Annotated in this window: 13 protein-coding genes; 10 read left to right on the plus strand and 3 right to left on the minus strand. The window is 38.7% G+C overall.

Features of this window, described 5'->3' with window-relative positions; translation table 11 throughout:
• Positions 1 to 180: 180 nt before the first annotated feature.
• The 10 genes from G1O98_RS05390 to G1O98_RS05435 all read left to right on the plus strand — a co-directional run bounded on the left by G1O98_RS05390 (position 181) and on the right by G1O98_RS05435 (position 13273).
• Positions 181 to 978, plus strand: coding sequence for a hypothetical protein (locus G1O98_RS05390; protein WP_163927625.1), 798 nt, complete (start codon positions 181 to 183; stop codon positions 976 to 978).
• 47 nt (positions 979 to 1025) lie between these two features.
• The gene (locus tag G1O98_RS05395) at positions 1026 to 2132 is read left to right on the plus strand and encodes a zinc-binding dehydrogenase (RefSeq protein ID WP_163927626.1); all 1107 of its coding nucleotides are present in this window, start codon (positions 1026 to 1028) and stop codon (positions 2130 to 2132) included.
• 39 nt (positions 2133 to 2171) lie between these two features.
• Positions 2172 to 2993, plus strand: coding sequence for a pyrroline-5-carboxylate reductase (gene proC, locus G1O98_RS05400; RefSeq protein ID WP_163927627.1), 822 nt, complete (start codon positions 2172 to 2174; stop codon positions 2991 to 2993).
• A 101-nt stretch (positions 2994 to 3094) separates the two neighbouring features.
• Complete coding sequence (locus G1O98_RS05405; protein WP_163927628.1) at positions 3095 to 5086, plus strand: ATP-binding cassette domain-containing protein; 1992 nt, start codon at positions 3095 to 3097, stop codon at positions 5084 to 5086.
• Between the two features lie 488 nt (positions 5087 to 5574).
• Positions 5575 to 5709, plus strand: a complete 135-nt coding sequence (locus G1O98_RS05410; RefSeq protein WP_163927629.1) for a microviridin/marinostatin family tricyclic proteinase inhibitor — start codon at positions 5575 to 5577, stop codon at positions 5707 to 5709.
• Between the two features lie 292 nt (positions 5710 to 6001).
• On the plus strand, positions 6002 to 6991 hold the full coding sequence (locus G1O98_RS05415; RefSeq protein WP_163927630.1) for an MvdC family ATP-grasp ribosomal peptide maturase: 990 nt from the start codon (positions 6002 to 6004) through the stop codon (positions 6989 to 6991).
• Between the two features lie 82 nt (positions 6992 to 7073).
• Positions 7074 to 8051: an MvdD family ATP-grasp ribosomal peptide maturase gene (locus G1O98_RS05420; protein ID WP_163927631.1), complete on the plus strand. Its 978-nt coding sequence runs from the start codon at positions 7074 to 7076 to the stop codon at positions 8049 to 8051.
• A 131-nt stretch (positions 8052 to 8182) separates the two neighbouring features.
• Entirely contained in the window at positions 8183 to 10279 is a 2097-nt protein-coding gene (locus G1O98_RS05425) for a patatin-like phospholipase family protein (protein ID WP_163927632.1), read from the plus strand.
• A gap of 128 nt (positions 10280 to 10407) precedes the next feature.
• Positions 10408 to 10812: a hypothetical protein gene (locus G1O98_RS05430; protein ID WP_163927633.1), complete on the plus strand. Its 405-nt coding sequence runs from the start codon at positions 10408 to 10410 to the stop codon at positions 10810 to 10812.
• A 433-nt stretch (positions 10813 to 11245) separates the two neighbouring features.
• A complete protein-coding gene (locus G1O98_RS05435; RefSeq protein ID WP_163927634.1) occupies positions 11246 to 13273 on the plus strand; it encodes an ATP-binding cassette domain-containing protein in 2028 nt (675 codons plus the stop codon).
• A 166-nt stretch (positions 13274 to 13439) separates the two neighbouring features.
• Here G1O98_RS05435 and G1O98_RS05440 read toward each other — a convergent pair whose 3' ends face one another.
• The 3 genes from G1O98_RS05440 to G1O98_RS05450 form a co-directional block, all read right to left on the minus strand.
• Positions 13440 to 14561, minus strand: a complete 1122-nt coding sequence (locus G1O98_RS05440; protein ID WP_163927635.1) for an ABC transporter permease — start codon at positions 14559 to 14561, stop codon at positions 13440 to 13442.
• 146 nt (positions 14562 to 14707) lie between these two features.
• Complete coding sequence (locus G1O98_RS05445) at positions 14708 to 15814, minus strand: ABC transporter permease (RefSeq protein WP_163927636.1); 1107 nt, start codon at positions 15812 to 15814, stop codon at positions 14708 to 14710.
• A 64-nt stretch (positions 15815 to 15878) separates the two neighbouring features.
• A complete protein-coding gene (locus G1O98_RS05450; protein WP_163927637.1) occupies positions 15879 to 17846 on the minus strand; it encodes an ATP-binding cassette domain-containing protein in 1968 nt (655 codons plus the stop codon).

Consider the following 17846-nt stretch of genomic DNA (forward strand, 5'->3'; position numbering starts at 1 on the left):
AGAATCTTATTCCCCCCTTTTTTAAGGGGGGTTAGGGGGGATCAACAAATATTTGATACTTTTCAGACATCCTCTGAATTTGATAATCAGATTCGCCCTCTGAAGTTCTTATCTAACCTACATCCTGTAGATATTAAGTGAGTTCATTTGAGTTAAAATTTAAATGTAAGGAATTGTATTATGACTGCTACTTCTAACCAGATTAAATCCAAGGTTTGGGACAAAAAGAAAGAGTATCCCTTAACTCCAGAGTCTTTAAGAATGCTGTTGGAAAACCGAATTCCTTTAATTCGGCTAAAAGAATTTGCTACACCCCAAGAGTGTGAGATGTTAGTCAATCAAGCTGAATTGTTCAACTTTGATTGCTATCAAAATGTCAATCCCAAGATTGAGCGAATTGGTATCACAGTCTTTGAATATAATCGCATTAGTAAAGTAGCTTATTTTCAAGCAGTAGAACGCACAACTAAATTAAGAGACTGCATTATGGCAGCCTCTTTTAATCCATTAGAACGCTTGATGGTGAAAATTCGAGAGTGTACAGGCGCGACTGTACGAATTGCTTCAGAACCACTCTATGGTAGTTATTATGCAGGACTGATCAGAAAAATAGAGCAGGGTACTCAACTTCATATTGATTATGCTCCATTAGAACAATCAAAATGGGAAATTGGTACAGTTATTTATCAACTTTCTTGGAATTTGTACTTGAAATTTTCTCCAAACAATCATGGTCAAACACGCATTTACGATCGCCAGTGGCAACCAGGAGATGAGCAATATAAACTCGATTCCTACGGCTATGGTGATACAGTAATTGCAGATGCAGACGCGATCGCTTTCCAACCTTATGTGGGAGATGTGTTCATTTTCAATACACGCAACTATCACACTGTTGAACCGATGGATGGACAACGTGTGACTTTCACCTCTGCGATCGGATTACTACCTAACGGTGAAATTATTTTGTGGTCTTGAATGTGAGCAGCAGGAAGCAATTTGGTAAATATAGTGAGGAGTAATTCATGCCCTTAGCAGCTGTGATGACTGCACCTAATCAACCAGTTGAAGTCCAACAATTACCAGACCCGATTCTAGAAAAGGGTGGAATCATTCTTGAAACCTTATATTCTGAGGTTTGTGGAACTGATGTACATTTACTACATGGGCGTTTAGAGGGAGTACCGTATCCCATCATCCCTGGACACTTCTCAGTTGGTCGTGTGGTGGAAACAGGTGGAGCAGTTAGTGATGTCAATGGTAAATTAATTCAGCCTGGAGCGATCGCTACTTTTTTAGATGTCCATGAAACCTGTTACAACTGCTGGTATTGTCTAGTAGCCAAAGCATCCACTCGCTGTCCCCAACGCAAAGTTTATGGTGTCACCTACTCAGCCAAAGATGGGTTGCTGGGTGGTTGGTCTGAATTAATTTACCTCAAACCAGGAGTTAAAGTTCTCACTTTACCCGAAGAAGTCTCACCAAAGCAATTCATTGCTGGCGGATGCGCTTTGCCAACTGCATTACACGCTATTGACCGAGCGCAGATTCAAATTGGTGATGTCGTCGTGGTGCAGGGTTGCGGGCCTGTGGGTTTGAGTGCGGCAATTCTAGCTTTGCTCTCAGGTGCAGGCAAAGTAATTGTAATTGATAAATTTGAGAGCCGATTAGTAGTTGCAAAATCCTTCGGTGTAGATGAAACCCTTGCAATTAGGGCTGATGATCCACGACAACATATTGAGCGAGTTTTGGAATTAACTAACGGACACGGTGCTGATGTCACTATTGAAGCCACAGGCATTCCTATTGCTGTCAAAGAGGGCTTAAATATGACCAGAAATGGAGGTCGCTATGTTATTGTCGGGCATTACACAAACACGGGTGAAATTCTCATCAATCCACACTTAGAGATTAATCTAAAACATATTGATATTCGCGGGACTTGGGGAATTGATTTCAGCCATTTTTATAGAATGATTGAATTACTAAAACGTCATAGTGATTCCAGTAAAAATATTGCTTGGTCAAGCATAATTAGTCGTTCATATACACTACAAGAAATTAATCAAGCGCTGGCAGATGTAGAGCAAGGCTCTGTATTAAAAGCTGTGATTCAACCTAATCTATCTTAATGCCAATATATCAAACGACTTAGATAATAGGGAGAAGATATGCTCGAAGATTTACAAATTGCCTTTATCGGTGGTGGCACGATGGGCGAAATGATAATTAGTAGATTGTTATCAACGAAAATTGTTCCAAAAGCCGATCTAATTATAGTCAGCGATCCAGTTTCTGCACGATGTCTTCATTTAGAAAGGGAATATGGAGTACGTACTACAACCTCCAATATAGAAGCGGTTCTTGGCGCATTTATTGTGATATTGGCGGTGAAGCCGCAGGTTTTGACAGAGGTTCTGGGTATGCTTAAGGATAAAATTCCACCTAATGCTTTGGTAATTAGTATTGTGAGTGGAGCGAGTATTTCATCTCTGTGCCAAGGGTTGAATCATCCTGCTGTTGTCCGTACAATGCCCAATATTGCAGTACAAGTTGGTCATGGGACTACAGTGTGGAGTGCATCATCAAGTGTGACAGAGATGCAGCGATCGCATACCCAAATAATTTTACAAGCATTAGGTAAGGAATTTGCTACCCAAAATGAACATTACCTTGATATGGCAACGGCGTTGAGTAGCGCTGGGACTGGATTTGTGTTTCTGTACATCGAAGCGATGATTGATGCTGGTGTTCAGATGGGTTTAACTCGGACACAAGCTCAAGAACTAACATTGCATACGATTGCTGGTAGTGTAGAACTGATGTTTCAGACTCATGAACATCCAGCAGTTTTACGAAACAAGGTAACAAGTCCTGGGGGAGTGACTGCTGCTGGTCTTTACGAGTTAGAAAAAGGTGGTATGCGAACTGTTATTTCTAATGCAGTGCTTGCCGCTTTGAGCCGCACTCAACAATTAGGTAATATCAGTTAAAAATTAGCGCTGATTGGGGTTACTCATTCGGTACTTATGACTGATTATTCAACACTAAAAAGTATTAAAGTTGATAAAAGATTTTAATTTATTTCTCAAATATGCCAACCCAAGTTGTTCAAGCTCAACCCTCAAAGAATGTTTTTTCAGATTTTATCCAATTCTGGGAAAATGCCAAAGCGATCGCTGGGCCTTACTGGTATCCAACAAAGCCAGGACAAAGAGCATTCTCAGACGTAATTCGCGCATGGGGAATGCTTATTCTCCTAATATTACTAATCATCGCATTTGTAGGTGTAACTGCTTTTAATAGTTTTATTAATCGCTACATAGTTGATATCATACTTCAAGAAAAAGATTATTCTAAATTTGTTAATATTATATACTTTTATGCTGCTGGACTTGTCTTAGTAACGCTTTTATTAGGATTTTCTAGATTTGTTAGAAAACAAATCGCTCTTGATTGGTACAAATGGCTTAATAATCAAATTTTAGATAAATATTTAAGCAATCGTGCTTATTATAAAATTAATTTTAAAACTGACATTGATAACCCGGATCAACGCTTATCCCAAGAAATTGAACCAATTACCAGTAATGCCCTCAATTTTTCAGCTACTTTCCTAGAAAAAGTACTGGAAATGATAACTTTTGCAATAATTATCTGGTCAATTTCCCAACAGATTGCTATTGCTCTGATTATTTATACGATTATGGGTAATTTTATAGCTGTCTACTTAAATCAAGAATTAAATAGTATTAATCAAGCGGAAATTGAATCTAAAGCTGACTATAATTACTGCCTAACTCATGTTCGTAATCACGCAGAATCGATAGCTTTTTTTAGAGGAGAAAAACAAGAATTAAATATAATTGAGCGTCGATTTAGTAAGTTGATAACCAACATTAAACGCAAGATTGATTGGGAGAGAAATAGAGACATTTTTAACAGAGCATATCAGGTTGCTATCGAACTTTTTATGCTATTCATACTTGCGCCTTTATATATTAAAGGTGAAATTGATTTCGGACAAGTTGGACAAGCTAGTGTAGCTAGCTTTATGTTTGCTACTGCTTTGGGAGAACTAATAACTGCATTTGGCAGTTCTGGAAATTTTTCGAGTTACGTTGAGCGTTTAGCTGAGTTTTCAAGTGCGTTAGAAGATGTTACCAAACAACCGGAGAATGTAAGCATCCTTAAAATAGCAGAAGAAAACCATCTTGCTTTTGAGAATGTTACCTTACAAACGCCTAACTATGAACAGGTAATCGTTGAAGACTTGTCCTTGTCTGTTCAACCGGGAGAAGGTTTATTGATTGTTGGGCCAAGTGGTCGAGGTAAAAGTTCTTTATTGCGGGCGATCGCTGGTTTGTGGAATGCGGGAACTGGCCGTTTAGTGCGACCTCCGTTAGAAGAAGTTTTATTTTTACCCCAACGTCCTTACATAATTTTGGGAACTTTGCGCGAACAATTGCTCTATCCTAATACCAGTCGTCAAATGACTGATGCAGAACTCAAAGAAGTTTTGCAACAGGTCAACCTACAAAACTTACTGAGTCGAGTCGATGGCTTTGATACAGAAGTTCCTTGGGAGAATATATTATCGATAGGAGAACAACAACGCTTGGCTTTTGCACGACTATTAATTACTCATCCTAGCTTTACTATATTGGATGAAGCAACGAGTGCTTTAGATTTGCAAAATGAAGGAAGTTTATATCAAAAGTTACAATCGACGAAAACAACATTTATCAGTGTTGGGCATCGGGAAAGCCTGTTTGATTATCATCAATGGGTTTTGGAACTTTCACAAGATTCCAGTTGGCAACTTGTGACTGTGCAGGATTATCGAAATCAAAAAGCAATAAATATCCAAAGCGCGCCTAATAATGAGTCGCAAAATCAATCTCAAATATTGACAGAAACAATCACAAGTGAAAAGCTCACTCATAAGGAAATAAGTGAATTAACTAACTATTCCATTAGCACTATTAGAAGTAAGGCAAGCAAAGGAGATTCTATTACTACTAGAGATGGCTTAACGTACCGCTATGACAAGAACTCAAGTGTGTTGAAATGGCTGAGAGTTTAGCGGTTAGACAATCTGTTCAGTCTGTTGAATTATCACCTGTGAAAGAATAGTTTTCTATTTTGATTTGTAAAAATCGTCCTTGCTCAGAACCCCGACTTTTTTAAAAATTGGGGTTTTTGTTGTTCACTAATGACTTATGACTGGTGTGTATAGGAATCTGGTTTATTATTAAATATAATTATGTATGAAAGAAGTTAACAGCAAAGGAAATAGCCAAGAGTAGGAGCGGGTTTAAAAATGCTATTAATTACTAATTATGATCTCGGCGAACCCATCCCTACTTGTTCAATAATCAAATAAAATTACTATGATATTGATTATTTAACTTGATAAGTATTAAATAATTTTTTCTTAACTTTCGTAACTTTATTAACTTTCCTAACTACCTTAAAGCAATTACTTCTTAACTGTCTTAACTGACCTTGAAATTATATTTAATTAATGATATATTTTTACTTGAAAAGGCAATTTACTTTAAGGGAAATTCTATGCCTACAAACACAGTCAAAACAGTGGATGTCGTAGCAATACCATTTTTTGCGCGTTTCTTGGAAGAGCAAGCTACTGAAGGAACAGAGGTTCCTTGGACTTACAAGTATCCTTCAGATTTGGAAGATAGATAATTTATTTACTCTTCTACATCTGAAAGTACCTTTTTGATCGGAAAGATGCCTTGTAACTGGCTTCATCATAGTTTAATGGAATAGCAGTTATCAAATAACTGAAAACTATTCTTAGAGATGCGATGGCGCAAAGCGCCCGCCGCAGGCGATCGCTCTTATGTTACCTTATCCATAACATGGAGGTAATTGCTTTTTTTAGCTCCTAAATTTTTAAAAACTTTTGGGTTATAGAAAGCATTTTTTTGCTATTCCTCAATAGCTACCTCCTAAAATTATCAAAACAATATATTTTATGCACCTGTCTCGTGATGTTGTTTTATTAATCACCCACAGTGGTGATTTCTTCACAATAGATAGAGTGGCAGAAGCCTTATCAAAAAAAGGGGTGCAACCATTTCGTCTAGATACTGATAAATTTCCTCTAGAAGTGCAATTAACCGCACATTTTGATAAGTCTAAAAGCCACCACACTATAGAATTTAACAACCACTCTATCAGCACAGAGCAGGTGCGGGCTGTATGGATGCGCCGTATTTGGGAACCAGAACTGAGTCAAGAATTAGCGCCAAAGTTCCGAGAAGCTTGCGTTAGAGAATCACAAGCAACTTTAGATGGTTTTTGGGACAGTCTCAAGGGAGCTTGTTGGGTAGATAATTTAGAGCAGATAAATTATGCAAGTAACAAGCTGCGTCAACTACGGATTGCGTCTGAAGTAGGTTTTGTTATTCCCCAGACTCTTGTTACCAACAAAGCCCAAGCAGCACGAGAGTTTTTCGGGCAAGTCAACGGCAAAATGGTAAGCAAGCTTTTAACTGCTCTTTCCCGCAGTATGGAAGCTAACTCTTCGTTTTTTCTGTACACCAGCATCGTCAAGGAAGAAGACTTACAAGATGCCGAGTCACTGCGCTATTGCCCAATGGTTTTTCAAGAGCAAATTCCAAAGCAACATGAATTACGGGTGGTGTATGTGAATGGGAATGTATTTGTGGGGGCGCTAAATGCAGATATGTATGCAGCAGCCAAAGTTGATTGGCGTAAACCTGGTGTTGAGGTTGGCGCATGGCAACACCACCAACTTCCTGATGAAGTAGTTAGTTGTCTCAAAGCCTTTATGGGAAAATTTGGGCTGTTGTTTGGAGCGTTAGATTTCATCGTCACACCATCAGGGGAATACGTCTTTTTGGAAATCAACCCTCTGGGGGAGTGGGGAATGCTAGAAAAGGATTTAAACTTACCCATTGCAAGTGCGATCGCAGATGCGCTACTTCAAACAAAGAATTGAACGATCAAAAATTTAATATTTGATATTAGCCTGCGGCAAGCCACCCAAAGGGTGTCTACATACTTCATAATTAATACTTTTTATGACCGTATTAATAGTCACGTTTAGTAAAGACAACGAAAGCATTCCTCTAGTCATCAACGAAATTGAGGCTAGAGGAGAAAAAGCATTTCGGTTTGACACAGACAGATATCCCACTGAAGTCAAGCTAGATATTTACTCCGGTGATACTGAACGGGTAATTATTACTGATGGCGAACAGAAGCTAGATTTGAGTGAGGTTTCCTCAGTTTGGTATCGGCGAATGCGCTACGGACAAAAAATCCCCGACTCAATGAATAAGCAATATAGAGATGCGTCAATTAATGAATGTCGCGCCACAGTCAGGGGAATGATTGCCAGCCTTCAGGGATTCCACTTCGATCAAATGTCCAATGTGGATCGGGCTAATAATAAGCAACTACAATTGCAAGTTGCACGAGAAATTGGTCTTGTAACTCCACGTACCCTGACTTCAAACAATCCAGAAGCAGTCAAGCAATTTGCTCAAGAGTGTAGCCAAGGTATAGTTACCAAGATGCTTTCTTCCTTTGCTATTTATGACGATCGCGGGCGAGAAAATGTTGTGTTTACCACTCCAGTTACAAATGACGATCTGGAGAATATGGAAGGACTGTGTTTTTGTCCAATGACCTTTCAAGAAAATGTGCCCAAGGCGCTGGAGTTGCGGACAACTATTGTTGGACACCGCGTATTTACTGCCGCAGTAGATTCTCAAAGCTTAGAAGGATCTACTTACGACTGGCGCAAAGAGGGGAGAGCTTTAGTTAAAAATTGGCAACCTTACGACTTGCCAGAAGATATTGAGAAAAAACTGCTCAAGCTGATGGCTTATTTTGGCTTAAACTATGGAGCAATTGATATTATTGTCACCCCCGATGGTCGCCATGTATTCCTCGAAGTTAACCCAGTCGGGGAATTTTTTTGGCTGGAGATATATTCACCACACTACCCCATTTCGCAGGCGATCGCAGAAGTATTACTGACTAATAAAAATTAGGGGATGAGCCTTGTATATTTGTATTGTCTTCTATTTTGAAAAGTGTTAGTGAGATTTCACTATTAAGTTTATTAATCTTAAATTACTTATTTAAAATTACGAAATTATTGATATTTGGAGATTAGATCCTTGTGATAAACCTAGTAAATACACAAACAGTTTTGACATTTGATGGGGAAAAGGATTATATAGATTTTGGCAGAAACGATATTGGCGGTGTTTTCGCTCAAGGGAGTTCAGCTTTTACGGTTTCAGGATGGGTAAATCCACATGAACTAACAAATAAAGCCACTAGCTACGGGACGCGCAATGTATTTTTTTCACGTTCTTCAGAGAGATACAGCGATAACTTTGAATTCGGCATCAGTGAAACAGGAAGCCTAGATGTCTACATTGATGAAAGTGTTAGCAAGGGTATCAAAACCTTTGGACAAGGAGAACTAACTATAGGGCAATGGCACTTCTTTGCTATTGTTTTTAATAGTGGTCAGCTAACCGTATATCTTGACGATCGTGAATATAGCGATTCTCTTAGAGGTTCATCTTTAAACAAAGCCACAAGTTCTATAACTCTGGGAGCAACGTTACACAAACAGGTCTATTTCAAAGGACAATTAGCAAATATCAGCGTTTGGAATTATCCCTGTACTCAAGTACAAATCCAGACTCATCGTTGTGGGCTAATAGTCGGAGATGAATCAGGATTGGTGGCTTACTGGAAATTAGACGAAGGACAAGGTACAACTGTAAAAAACCAAACTGGAAAGTCTTATCAAGGAAATTTTCGTGGTAATCCTATTTGGACTTTAGCAGAAATTCCATTCGCAACACAATCATCAAATCCAGTTCCATTTGCAGCAGAATCATTCAATCAAGAAGATATAAAAGAAGAGATCCAAACTGAGACAGCAGTTATTCCTGAAGAAAATATCTCACCACTAACCACAAGTTTATTAGCAGCAACGGTATCGTTAGTAAACGACGACCAAGACCAAGCAAAGGAAATTCAACAGACAGAAACAAACACCGAAGAATCCGAGATTATTCCAACCCCAATTGCTCTCAGTCCACATGATGAAGAAACCAAAACAGACCAAGCTGAAGATCCCGTCAATATCCAACAAGCACAAATATTAACTCAGGAGGAATCGCCAGAAACCATGAATACAAAAGCCCGTCCCAAATATAAAATACTTTCCATTGATGGAGGCGGTATTCGGGGCATTATTCCTGCATTACTCTTAGCAGAAATTGAACGGCGGACACAAAAGCCTATATTCAGTTTGTTTGATTTAATTACTGGCACTTCCAGTGGCGGAATTTTAGCACTTGGACTAACTAAACCCCGATTAAGTCCCGATGCATCTGATAAATTGCCAGTAGCTGAATACACTGCTGAGGCTCTTCTACAGCTATTTATTGAGTATGGGGTAGAAATATTTTATGAGCCGTTGTTTGAAAGACTACTTGGCCCATTAGAGGATATATTTCTCCAACCAAAATATCCTTCTGAAAGCAAAGAAGAAATTTTCAGGCAATATTTTGGTAACACTCCTCTAGAAAATAATCTTAAAGAAGTTTTTGTAACGAGTTACGATATCGAGCAGCGAATTCCGATATTTTTTACAAACAAACTAGAAAAACAGCAAATAGAATCTAAGAATTTTCAGAAGTTATGTGGCGGTTTTTCGCTACTAGATGCAGCATTAGCAACTAGTGCCACTCCGACTTATTTTGCTCCTCATCGGCTTGTAAACCCCCACAATAGTGGCATCGCCTATACTTTAATCGATGGTGGAGTATTTGCTAATAATCCAGCCCATTTAGCTATTTTAGAAGCACAAATTAGTAGTAAACGAAAAGCACAAAAAATCCTCAATACAGAAGATATTTTAGTAGTTTCTTTAGGTACAGGTTCGCTGACGAGTGTCTACCCTTATAAAGAAGTCAAAAATTGGGGACTCTTGCAATGGGGAAGACCGCTTTTAAATATTATGTTTGATGGTAGTAGTGAAGTGGTAGCTGGAGAATTAGAACAGTTGTTTGAACCTAGCGATAAAGAGGCTAAAAGTTTTTATTATCGCTTTCAAACCTTGTTAGATAGTGAATTAGAAGAAATAGATAATACCAAACTTCAAAATACTCGTCAGTTACAAGCTATAGCCCATCGACTAATATCTAACAAAAGTCAACAAATCGATGAACTGTGTAGTCTTTTGTTGGGCTAACTCACATTTCTTACATCTTGCACCAACTAACTGGTGCAAGATGCAAGATTTTTAATTTCTTCACAAAAGAAATTAATAATGACTTTCTTAGTCATGTTTTCACTTTATAAAAATTGTAGGTAAGTACAATGGATGAACTCGTCAAAAAAATTTCTGGTTTAGGCCTTCCTGGTATACTTTTCGTGATCGCAACGAGTGCATCAGGAGGTAATGTCGCCGCCGTTGTCGCTATGCTTTCATCGCTGGGCGGGCCTTTAGGCCTCTTAGGAGGTTTAGGCTTGCTTGGGCTGGTAGCCATTCTAGGGGAATATATAGCGGGATTTGGAATTGAAAACATTCTCAAGCTAATCTATACAGAACGTAGCAAAACTGAATCTATCAGATTTCTTCTCAAAGAAATTCAAGAATTGCCCATTTCAGATGAGTTAAAACTCAAACTGAAACATCATATTAGCCCAGTAGTCGTTACTGAGCCTGACCAAGACCCTTTTCCGAGAACAGTCGAAATTGTTGATGAGGAACCATTGACCTAGTAGTCTGCCAACCCAAAAATGCTAAGTGAGGACTGGGGAAAGGGGAAAGGGAAAAGGGTAAGGGATTTAAACCCTTTACCCCTTCCCCTTTACCCCGCCAATTTCACTTGACGAACTACTAGTGCATTCGATTTTATCCCTCAAGCCCCACGCCAGTTGCTATCCTGCTTTAATGCTGACAGCGTAGCTTGGTTCCCCGTAGGGTACAAGTCGGGAAACCCACTCACAGCGCTGGCTCCCCTTAAAAGGGGGAAAATTTAATTAAATTCCTCCTTAAAAAGGGGAATTTATGGGGATCTACAAATCTCGAATACAACACTATAAAAGTTTTCAGACATTCTCTAAAAGGAAAAATGGCCTTTGAGTCTAACTTGATTCTCAAAGGCCATTTGAAAATTCTTAGTGTAATTAGTAACGGCTACATTTTTAGAATATGCAAACTCCATCTGTGCGTGAGCAAAACACAACAAATCCTTTTTCAGCCTTGATTCAATTTTGGCAGGATGTGAAAGTAGTTGCTCAACCTTATTGGTATCCAACAAAAGCAGAAGGAAGAGCCTTTTCAGATGTAATTCGCTCATGGGGAATGCTCATTGTCTTAGTATTATTAATAGTTGTAATTGTCGGTGCAAATGCTGCAAATAGTTACTGGAATCGCTATGTAATTGATATCGTTATTGAACAGAGAGACCTTGATAAATATAATAGTACTTTATGGCTGTCTAGTCTCATTATTGTCGGGATGGTCTTGTTAGTAACTCTTTTGAGATATGTCAGAAGAAAAATAATTCTTGACTGGTATAAATGGCTAAATATTCATGTTTTAGAAAAATATTTAAGCAATCAAGCTTATTATAAAATCAATTTTAAATCTGATATAGATAATCCAGATCAACGCTTATCCCAAGAAATAGAACCCATTACTAGTATTGGCGTGAGATTCTCATCTTCTTTACTAGAAAAATCTTTAGAAATGGCCAGTGCTTTGATAATCCTCTGGATAGTTTCTTCACAAATTGCAATATATTTAGTTATTTATACAATTATAGGTAATCTAATAGCAGTTTACTTGAATCAAGCAATAAATAAAGTTAACCAAGAAGAACTTGCATTTAAAGCAGATTTTGCCTATTGCTTAACTCATGTTCGTAATCACGCTGAATCAATCGCTTTTTTTCAGGGAGAAGATGAAGAATTAAATATAATCCAGCGTCGATTTAATAATGTTTTAAAAACTGCCGAACGCAGGCTAAATTTAGAGAGGGGACAAGACGCTTTTGGCAGAGCATATCAGTCTGCTATTAGCGTATTCTCAATGTTTATTCTTACACCTTTATTTCTTCAGGATAAAATTGATTATGGGCAAATTAACCAAGCTAGTTTTGCTTGCTTTATGTTTTCTAATGCTCTAGGAGAACTAATATCTGAGTTTGGCATTTCAGGACGATTTTCTGGTTATATAAAGCGTTTAGCAGAGTTTTCAGATGCACTACAGGCTGCTAGTAAACAACCAGAAAACGCGAGTACTATTAAAATTATAGAAGAAGAACGTTTAGCTTTTGAGAATGTCACTTTACAAACGCCAAATTATGAACAGGTGATTGTTGAAAATTTGTCATTTGCTGTTGAGCCAGGCGAAGGGTTATTGATTGTTGGCCCTAGTGGTAGGGGTAAAAGTTCTTTATTGAGAGCGATCGCTGGTTTGTGGAATGCGGGAACTGGCCGTCTAGTTCGTCCTCCTCTAAAAGAAGTATTATTCTTACCGCAACGACCTTATATTATTTTAGGGACTTTGCGCGAACAATTGCTCTATCCTCACATAGACAGGAAAATGAGCGATCGCGAACTTGAACACATTTTGCAACAAGTTAACCTACAACACTTACTTACCCGCGTAGATGGCTTTGATGCTGAAGTTCCTTGGGAAAATATACTATCGTTAGGAGAACAACAACGCCTCGCTTTTGCACGGCTATTAATTATACATCCCAGTTTTACTATCTTAGATGAAGCAACGAGTGCTTTAGATTTAAACAACGAAGATAGTTTATATCAACAGTTACAATCAACGAAAACAACTTTTATCAGTGTTGGACATAGAGAAAGTTTGTTTAATTATCATCAATGGGTTTTGGAATTGTCACAAGATTCAAGTTGGCAACTTCTTCGTGTACAAGATTATCGGTTGCAAAAAGGAAAACAAATTGGCATAAACGCTCCTGAAAAGCCCAAAATCACAATAGATGTTACACCCAATAATAAATCTAAAACCCAACCAGAAATATTGACAGATATAGGCAAAATTGTAGGGCTTTCTCATAAAGAAATGCAAGCATTATCAGACTCTAGTATTAACACCGTCAGAAGCAAGGCTAGCCAAGGCAAGTCTATTACTGCTAAAGATGGCTTTACCTACCGCTATGAGAAAGACCCGGAGGTGTTGAAATGGATAAGAACTTAACGATTTGAGGAGAAACATGAGTAATAGCAACCTTTCTGATATAGAAAGAGAAATTTTACTATTGGGTAAATGGCGTTTTAATACGTTTAATGAAACGATTGTATTTAGACCGCGAATTCTTTTGTCCAGATTTTTCACAAGTAATAAATCTGAAAGTTTAGCCCACTTAAAGCAACTGTCGGCGAAACTTGCTGATGCCAACAGTTAGAAAAACTAATACAAATCCTATTAAAGCTAAAATATTGAGCCCAATTACATCCAAACCAACCCCTTTTAATAAAATGCCACGCACAATAAATATATAATGCCGGAGGGGATTTAATAAAGATAGAAATTGAAACAAAGGGGGCATGGCTTCAATAGGTGCGATCGCTCCTGATGTTTGAATAAGTGGTATATTAATAAAAAAGGAAATTAGGACTACTTGTTGTTGTGAACGCGAGACAGTAGCTAGCAAAATTCCTAAACTAATTCCTACTAATACATACAAACCAGATGCCACCAAAAATAGCCAGAAATTGCCATTAAAGGGAATATTAAATACTATTCTGCCTAAAGTCAGAGCCAATAAAATATCTCCCATTAATAGGACACTTAATGGGAATATCTTGGCTAGTAATATCTCCCAATTCGCCGCCGGAGTCATGAGTAACTGTTCAAGAGTCCCGACATCTTTTTCCTTAACAACTGTAATTGCAGAAACAGATGTGGATATTAATGTCATCACTAAACCCATCACTCCTGGGATAAAAAACCAACTACTTGTAAGTCCTGGATTGTAAAGAAAGACAAATTGAGGTGTGACTGGGAGATTAGTTTGATAACTAACTCGTTGATGATTATATTTTTGGATAATTTGATTAATATAGCCGTTGGCAATACCAGCTGTGTTGGCGTTAACTCCATCAATAAATATTTGTATTGGTGCTGATTTTGTTGCTAAATTACGGTAGAAATCTGGCGGGATGATTAAACCTACATCTAGTTTTCCTTCTTCTACCTGATTGCTTAACTCTTTTTCACTAATTAATACAGATTCTAAATCAAAGGTATGATTTGCTGTGATAGCCTGCAATAGTTCCCAACTTTCGGTTACGTTAGCATAGTCAACAACACCTAATTTTAAGTGTTTAACATCCGGATTGAGAACAAATCCATATAGGATTAGCTGTAAAGTTGGTGGAATAATCAGCATAACCATTAAGGCACGATTGCGCCGAATTTGACTAATTTCTTTTTTGACTAATGTCCAAAATATGTTGTCAAATATTCTGAGGATAAATTTCATATTTTTGCATGATAATTAACCGTTAATAGCTGAGTATGGCGTGTTACAAAAATGTCAGGATTTAAGCGCTAGAGAGAGGAAAAATTAGCCTTAACGCACCGTATGATGGTGGTGCTTAAGCGTTGCTTGAATACACCATACATTTTCTACTGTGGTAGTTGCATTTTTTTCAACATATTGTGGCAGATTCTAAATATTATTAATCCAAATATAGCTAGCATTAATAAGTTAAACCAAGTTCCTCTCCAACCAATTCCTCGTACAAATGCATCACGGGTAATTTCCATGTAGTAGCGTGCAGGAATAATGTTAGGTACAAGTGATATGGGAAAAGGGATATTACTGAGAGGATAAATAAAACCAGAGAGCATTAATGATGTAACAAAACCTATTAAAGAAACTCCTTGAACGGCAGAATTTTGGTCACTGCTACGTATTCCCAAAAATAGACCAAATAACACACTATCTATAAGAAATAGTAGAGTTCCTAGTGATAGATTAATGATGTCTCCGACTAGAGAAATTTGAAAGATTAGTGATGCTATCACTATGACTAATACTGCTTCCGTAATTGCAATTAGTAGGTAAGCTAATCCTTTGCCTAAGAGAAATTCAACTGCACTAATACTAGAAGCATAGGCTTGGATAATTGTACCTCTTTCTTTTTCACGTACCATTGCAATCGCGGTCAACAAAGACGGATAAATCCACAATACTACACCATATACTCCTGGCACAAAAAATAGTGATTCTAAACGACCGGGATTAAACCAGAGGCGGATTTGCGGTTTGATAGTATTGGTTAAAGTGACTAATCCTTGCTCTTGAATAAAAAAGTTATTCACATTTTGAATGCTATTTCTAATTACACGGGCATTATTAACATCTGTAGCATCAATTAATATCTGGACTGTGGTATTTTTATGAGCTTGAATATCGCGGGTAAATTTGGCGGGAATAATGACGGCAGCTTTGGCAATACCACGGTCAATAGCATTACTTATAGAGTCTGCTTGTGTCCATTGTGTCGGCACAAATTGGTTAGTAGCATATAAACGCTCAATGTAAATACTACTAAGATTTGTCCTGTCAAAATCTTGCACAATCAAGGGGATATTAGAGCTTTCTAAACGGAGTGCAAACCCATAAATTAGCAAAGTGATCATCGGTAATAAAAATGCTAACGCCAACGTCAAGCGATCGCGGCGAAACTGGGCTAATTCTTTTTGACACTGGGCAATAATTTTTTGCATATACCAAAATTCGGGACTGGGGATTGGGATTGGGAAGTTTTCTTCCTCTGTCCCTTACCTCCTACTAACTTCGCTGGACTATACCAATAAAGGCATCTTCTAAAGAGAAGGGAATCGGACGCAAGGACTGAACTATGAAATCCTGAGACTCCAGCAATTGCAGTAGTTGGGGAACTTCCTCATCAGGGTGATCAAGCACAATATGTAAACTATTGGCAAAAATCGCCACTCGCCAAGGCTCAAGATGCTGTTTGAGCAAGTCCGATGCGGCTTGGTTTTGTTGGACAGTGATTTCTATAAGTTGTCCGGGTTGGGAGGCTTTAATCTGACTGGGTGAACCTTCAGCAACGGTTTCTCCAGCTACCATGAAACTCATGCGGTTACATTGTTCTGCTTCTTCTAAATAATGAGTTGTAACTAAAATAGCTGTACCGTTACGGGCAAAGTCATTAATCAGCTTCCAAAATTGACGACGAGCCAAGGGATCAACCCCGGAAGTTGGCTCATCTAGAAATAAAATATTTGGTTCGTGCATTACAGAAGCACCAAAGGCTACCCTTTGCTTCCAGCCACCTGGTAGCTGTCCGGTGATCATATTTTCCTGTCCTTCTAACCCACAGGTAGCAATTACCCAATCAATTTTCTCACGTCTGAGTTTGGGAGGAATGCCGTAAACACCACTATAAAATTCTAGGTTTTCTAGAATTGTGAGGTCATCATAGAGGGTGAATTTCTGACTCATGTAACCGATACGTTGGCGGAGTTCCGCACTGCGTAAGTTACCTGTTTCACCACCAAGGGCAATTTTACCGCCGCTGGCTGCTAACAACCCACACAGCATTTTAATCGTGGTGGTTTTCCCCGCACCGTTAGCGCCTAAAAGTCCAAAGATTTCGCCATAACGTACTTCGACATTGACACTTTTGACTGCATGGAAATTTCCAAAGACACGGCTGAGATTATGAGCGAAGATGGCAAGGTTTGAAGATGAGGTAGAATATTTTATCTTATCTCCCTTGTTTTCTTTGTCTCCTCTGCTCCCCTCCTCTCCTGCTCCCCTGCTTCCCATTCCCCTCAATCGAGAACGAGGAAAGGAATAATATGAGGGTGCTAAACCTTGTTGTCTAAGACGGGTAACAAACAGATTTTCTAGGGTGGGTGCAGCAGACTCAACGTTGACGGAGTTTTGTAGTAGTTCTTTAACTTGAGTTTCCCCCAAGGTTACATCTTCTACTAAAATATCCAAGCGATCGCCAAAGGTTTGCACATCGACAATATTACTAGTCTGACTGTGCAATAAAACTTGTTCAGCTAATTCTAAATTGGATGTGTGAACTTCTAAGCGATGTAGACCTAAACTGGAACGCAAGGCTTCAGGGCTGCCAATCTCTTGAATTTGACCACTGTACATTAAAGCTATGCGATGACAGCGTTCTGCTTCATCGAGATAGGGTGTAGCCACAACAATAGTCATACCTTCAGCAGATAGCGCCGCCAATGTATCCCAAAACTCGCGGCGGGAAACTGGATCAATCCCTGTAGTGGGTTCATCCAATAGTAAAATTCGGGGTTGGGAAACCAAAGCACAGCATAGTGCCAGCTTCTGTTTCATCCCACCGGAAAGTTGCCCCGCGAGGCGATCACCAAATTTATCTAAATTCATCAACCGTAAGTATTTATTACGGCGTGCCTGCAACAATTCCTCTGGTACTTGTCGTAATCCCGCAGCGTAGCGCAAATTTTCATCAATACTCAAGTCTAAATACAGAGAAAATTGCTGTGTCAAATAGCCCGTATTCAAACGAGTATCCCGTGCAGATTGACCAAATATTTGCACTTCTCCCGCCGAAGGTGCCATCACTCCACTCAAAACATGAAAAGTGCTAGTCTTACCCGCACCATCAGGGCCAATCAGCCCGAACATTTCCCCCTGATTAACAGTGAAATCAACACCCCGGACAGCCGCTAACTGACCATAATATTTATATAAACCGCGAACAGCGATCGCTTCAACCGATAAGTCAATAGCCAT

Origin of the sequence: Nostoc sp. UIC 10630 (assembly GCF_010747425.1) — a bacterium.
Classification (GTDB): Bacteria; Cyanobacteriota; Cyanobacteriia; order Cyanobacteriales; family Nostocaceae; genus Nostoc.

What these genes read in the sequence shown, in the direction of transcription:
- G1O98_RS05410 (WP_163927629.1), top strand. Translation starts at nt 5,575, where the DNA reads ATGCCTACAAACACAGTCAAAACAGTGGATGTCGTAGCAATACCATTT.
- G1O98_RS05415 (WP_163927630.1), top strand. Translation starts at nt 6,002, where the DNA reads ATGCACCTGTCTCGTGATGTTGTTTTATTAATCACCCACAGTGGTGAT.
- G1O98_RS05445 (WP_163927636.1), bottom strand. Translation starts at nt 15,814, where the DNA reads ATGCAAAAAATTATTGCCCAGTGTCAAAAAGAATTAGCCCAGTTTCGC.
- proC (WP_163927627.1), top strand. Translation starts at nt 2,172, where the DNA reads ATGCTCGAAGATTTACAAATTGCCTTTATCGGTGGTGGCACGATGGGC.
- G1O98_RS05440 (WP_163927635.1), bottom strand. Translation starts at nt 14,561, where the DNA reads ATGAAATTTATCCTCAGAATATTTGACAACATATTTTGGACATTAGTC.
- G1O98_RS05450 (WP_163927637.1), bottom strand. Translation starts at nt 17,846, where the DNA reads ATGGCTATTGACTTATCGGTTGAAGCGATCGCTGTTCGCGGTTTATAT.
- G1O98_RS05395 (WP_163927626.1), top strand. Translation starts at nt 1,026, where the DNA reads ATGCCCTTAGCAGCTGTGATGACTGCACCTAATCAACCAGTTGAAGTC.
- G1O98_RS05420 (WP_163927631.1), top strand. Translation starts at nt 7,074, where the DNA reads ATGACCGTATTAATAGTCACGTTTAGTAAAGACAACGAAAGCATTCCT.
- G1O98_RS05390 (WP_163927625.1), top strand. Translation starts at nt 181, where the DNA reads ATGACTGCTACTTCTAACCAGATTAAATCCAAGGTTTGGGACAAAAAG.
- G1O98_RS05435 (WP_163927634.1), top strand. Translation starts at nt 11,246, where the DNA reads ATGCAAACTCCATCTGTGCGTGAGCAAAACACAACAAATCCTTTTTCA.
- G1O98_RS05430 (WP_163927633.1), top strand. Translation starts at nt 10,408, where the DNA reads ATGGATGAACTCGTCAAAAAAATTTCTGGTTTAGGCCTTCCTGGTATA.
- G1O98_RS05405 (WP_163927628.1), top strand. Translation starts at nt 3,095, where the DNA reads ATGCCAACCCAAGTTGTTCAAGCTCAACCCTCAAAGAATGTTTTTTCA.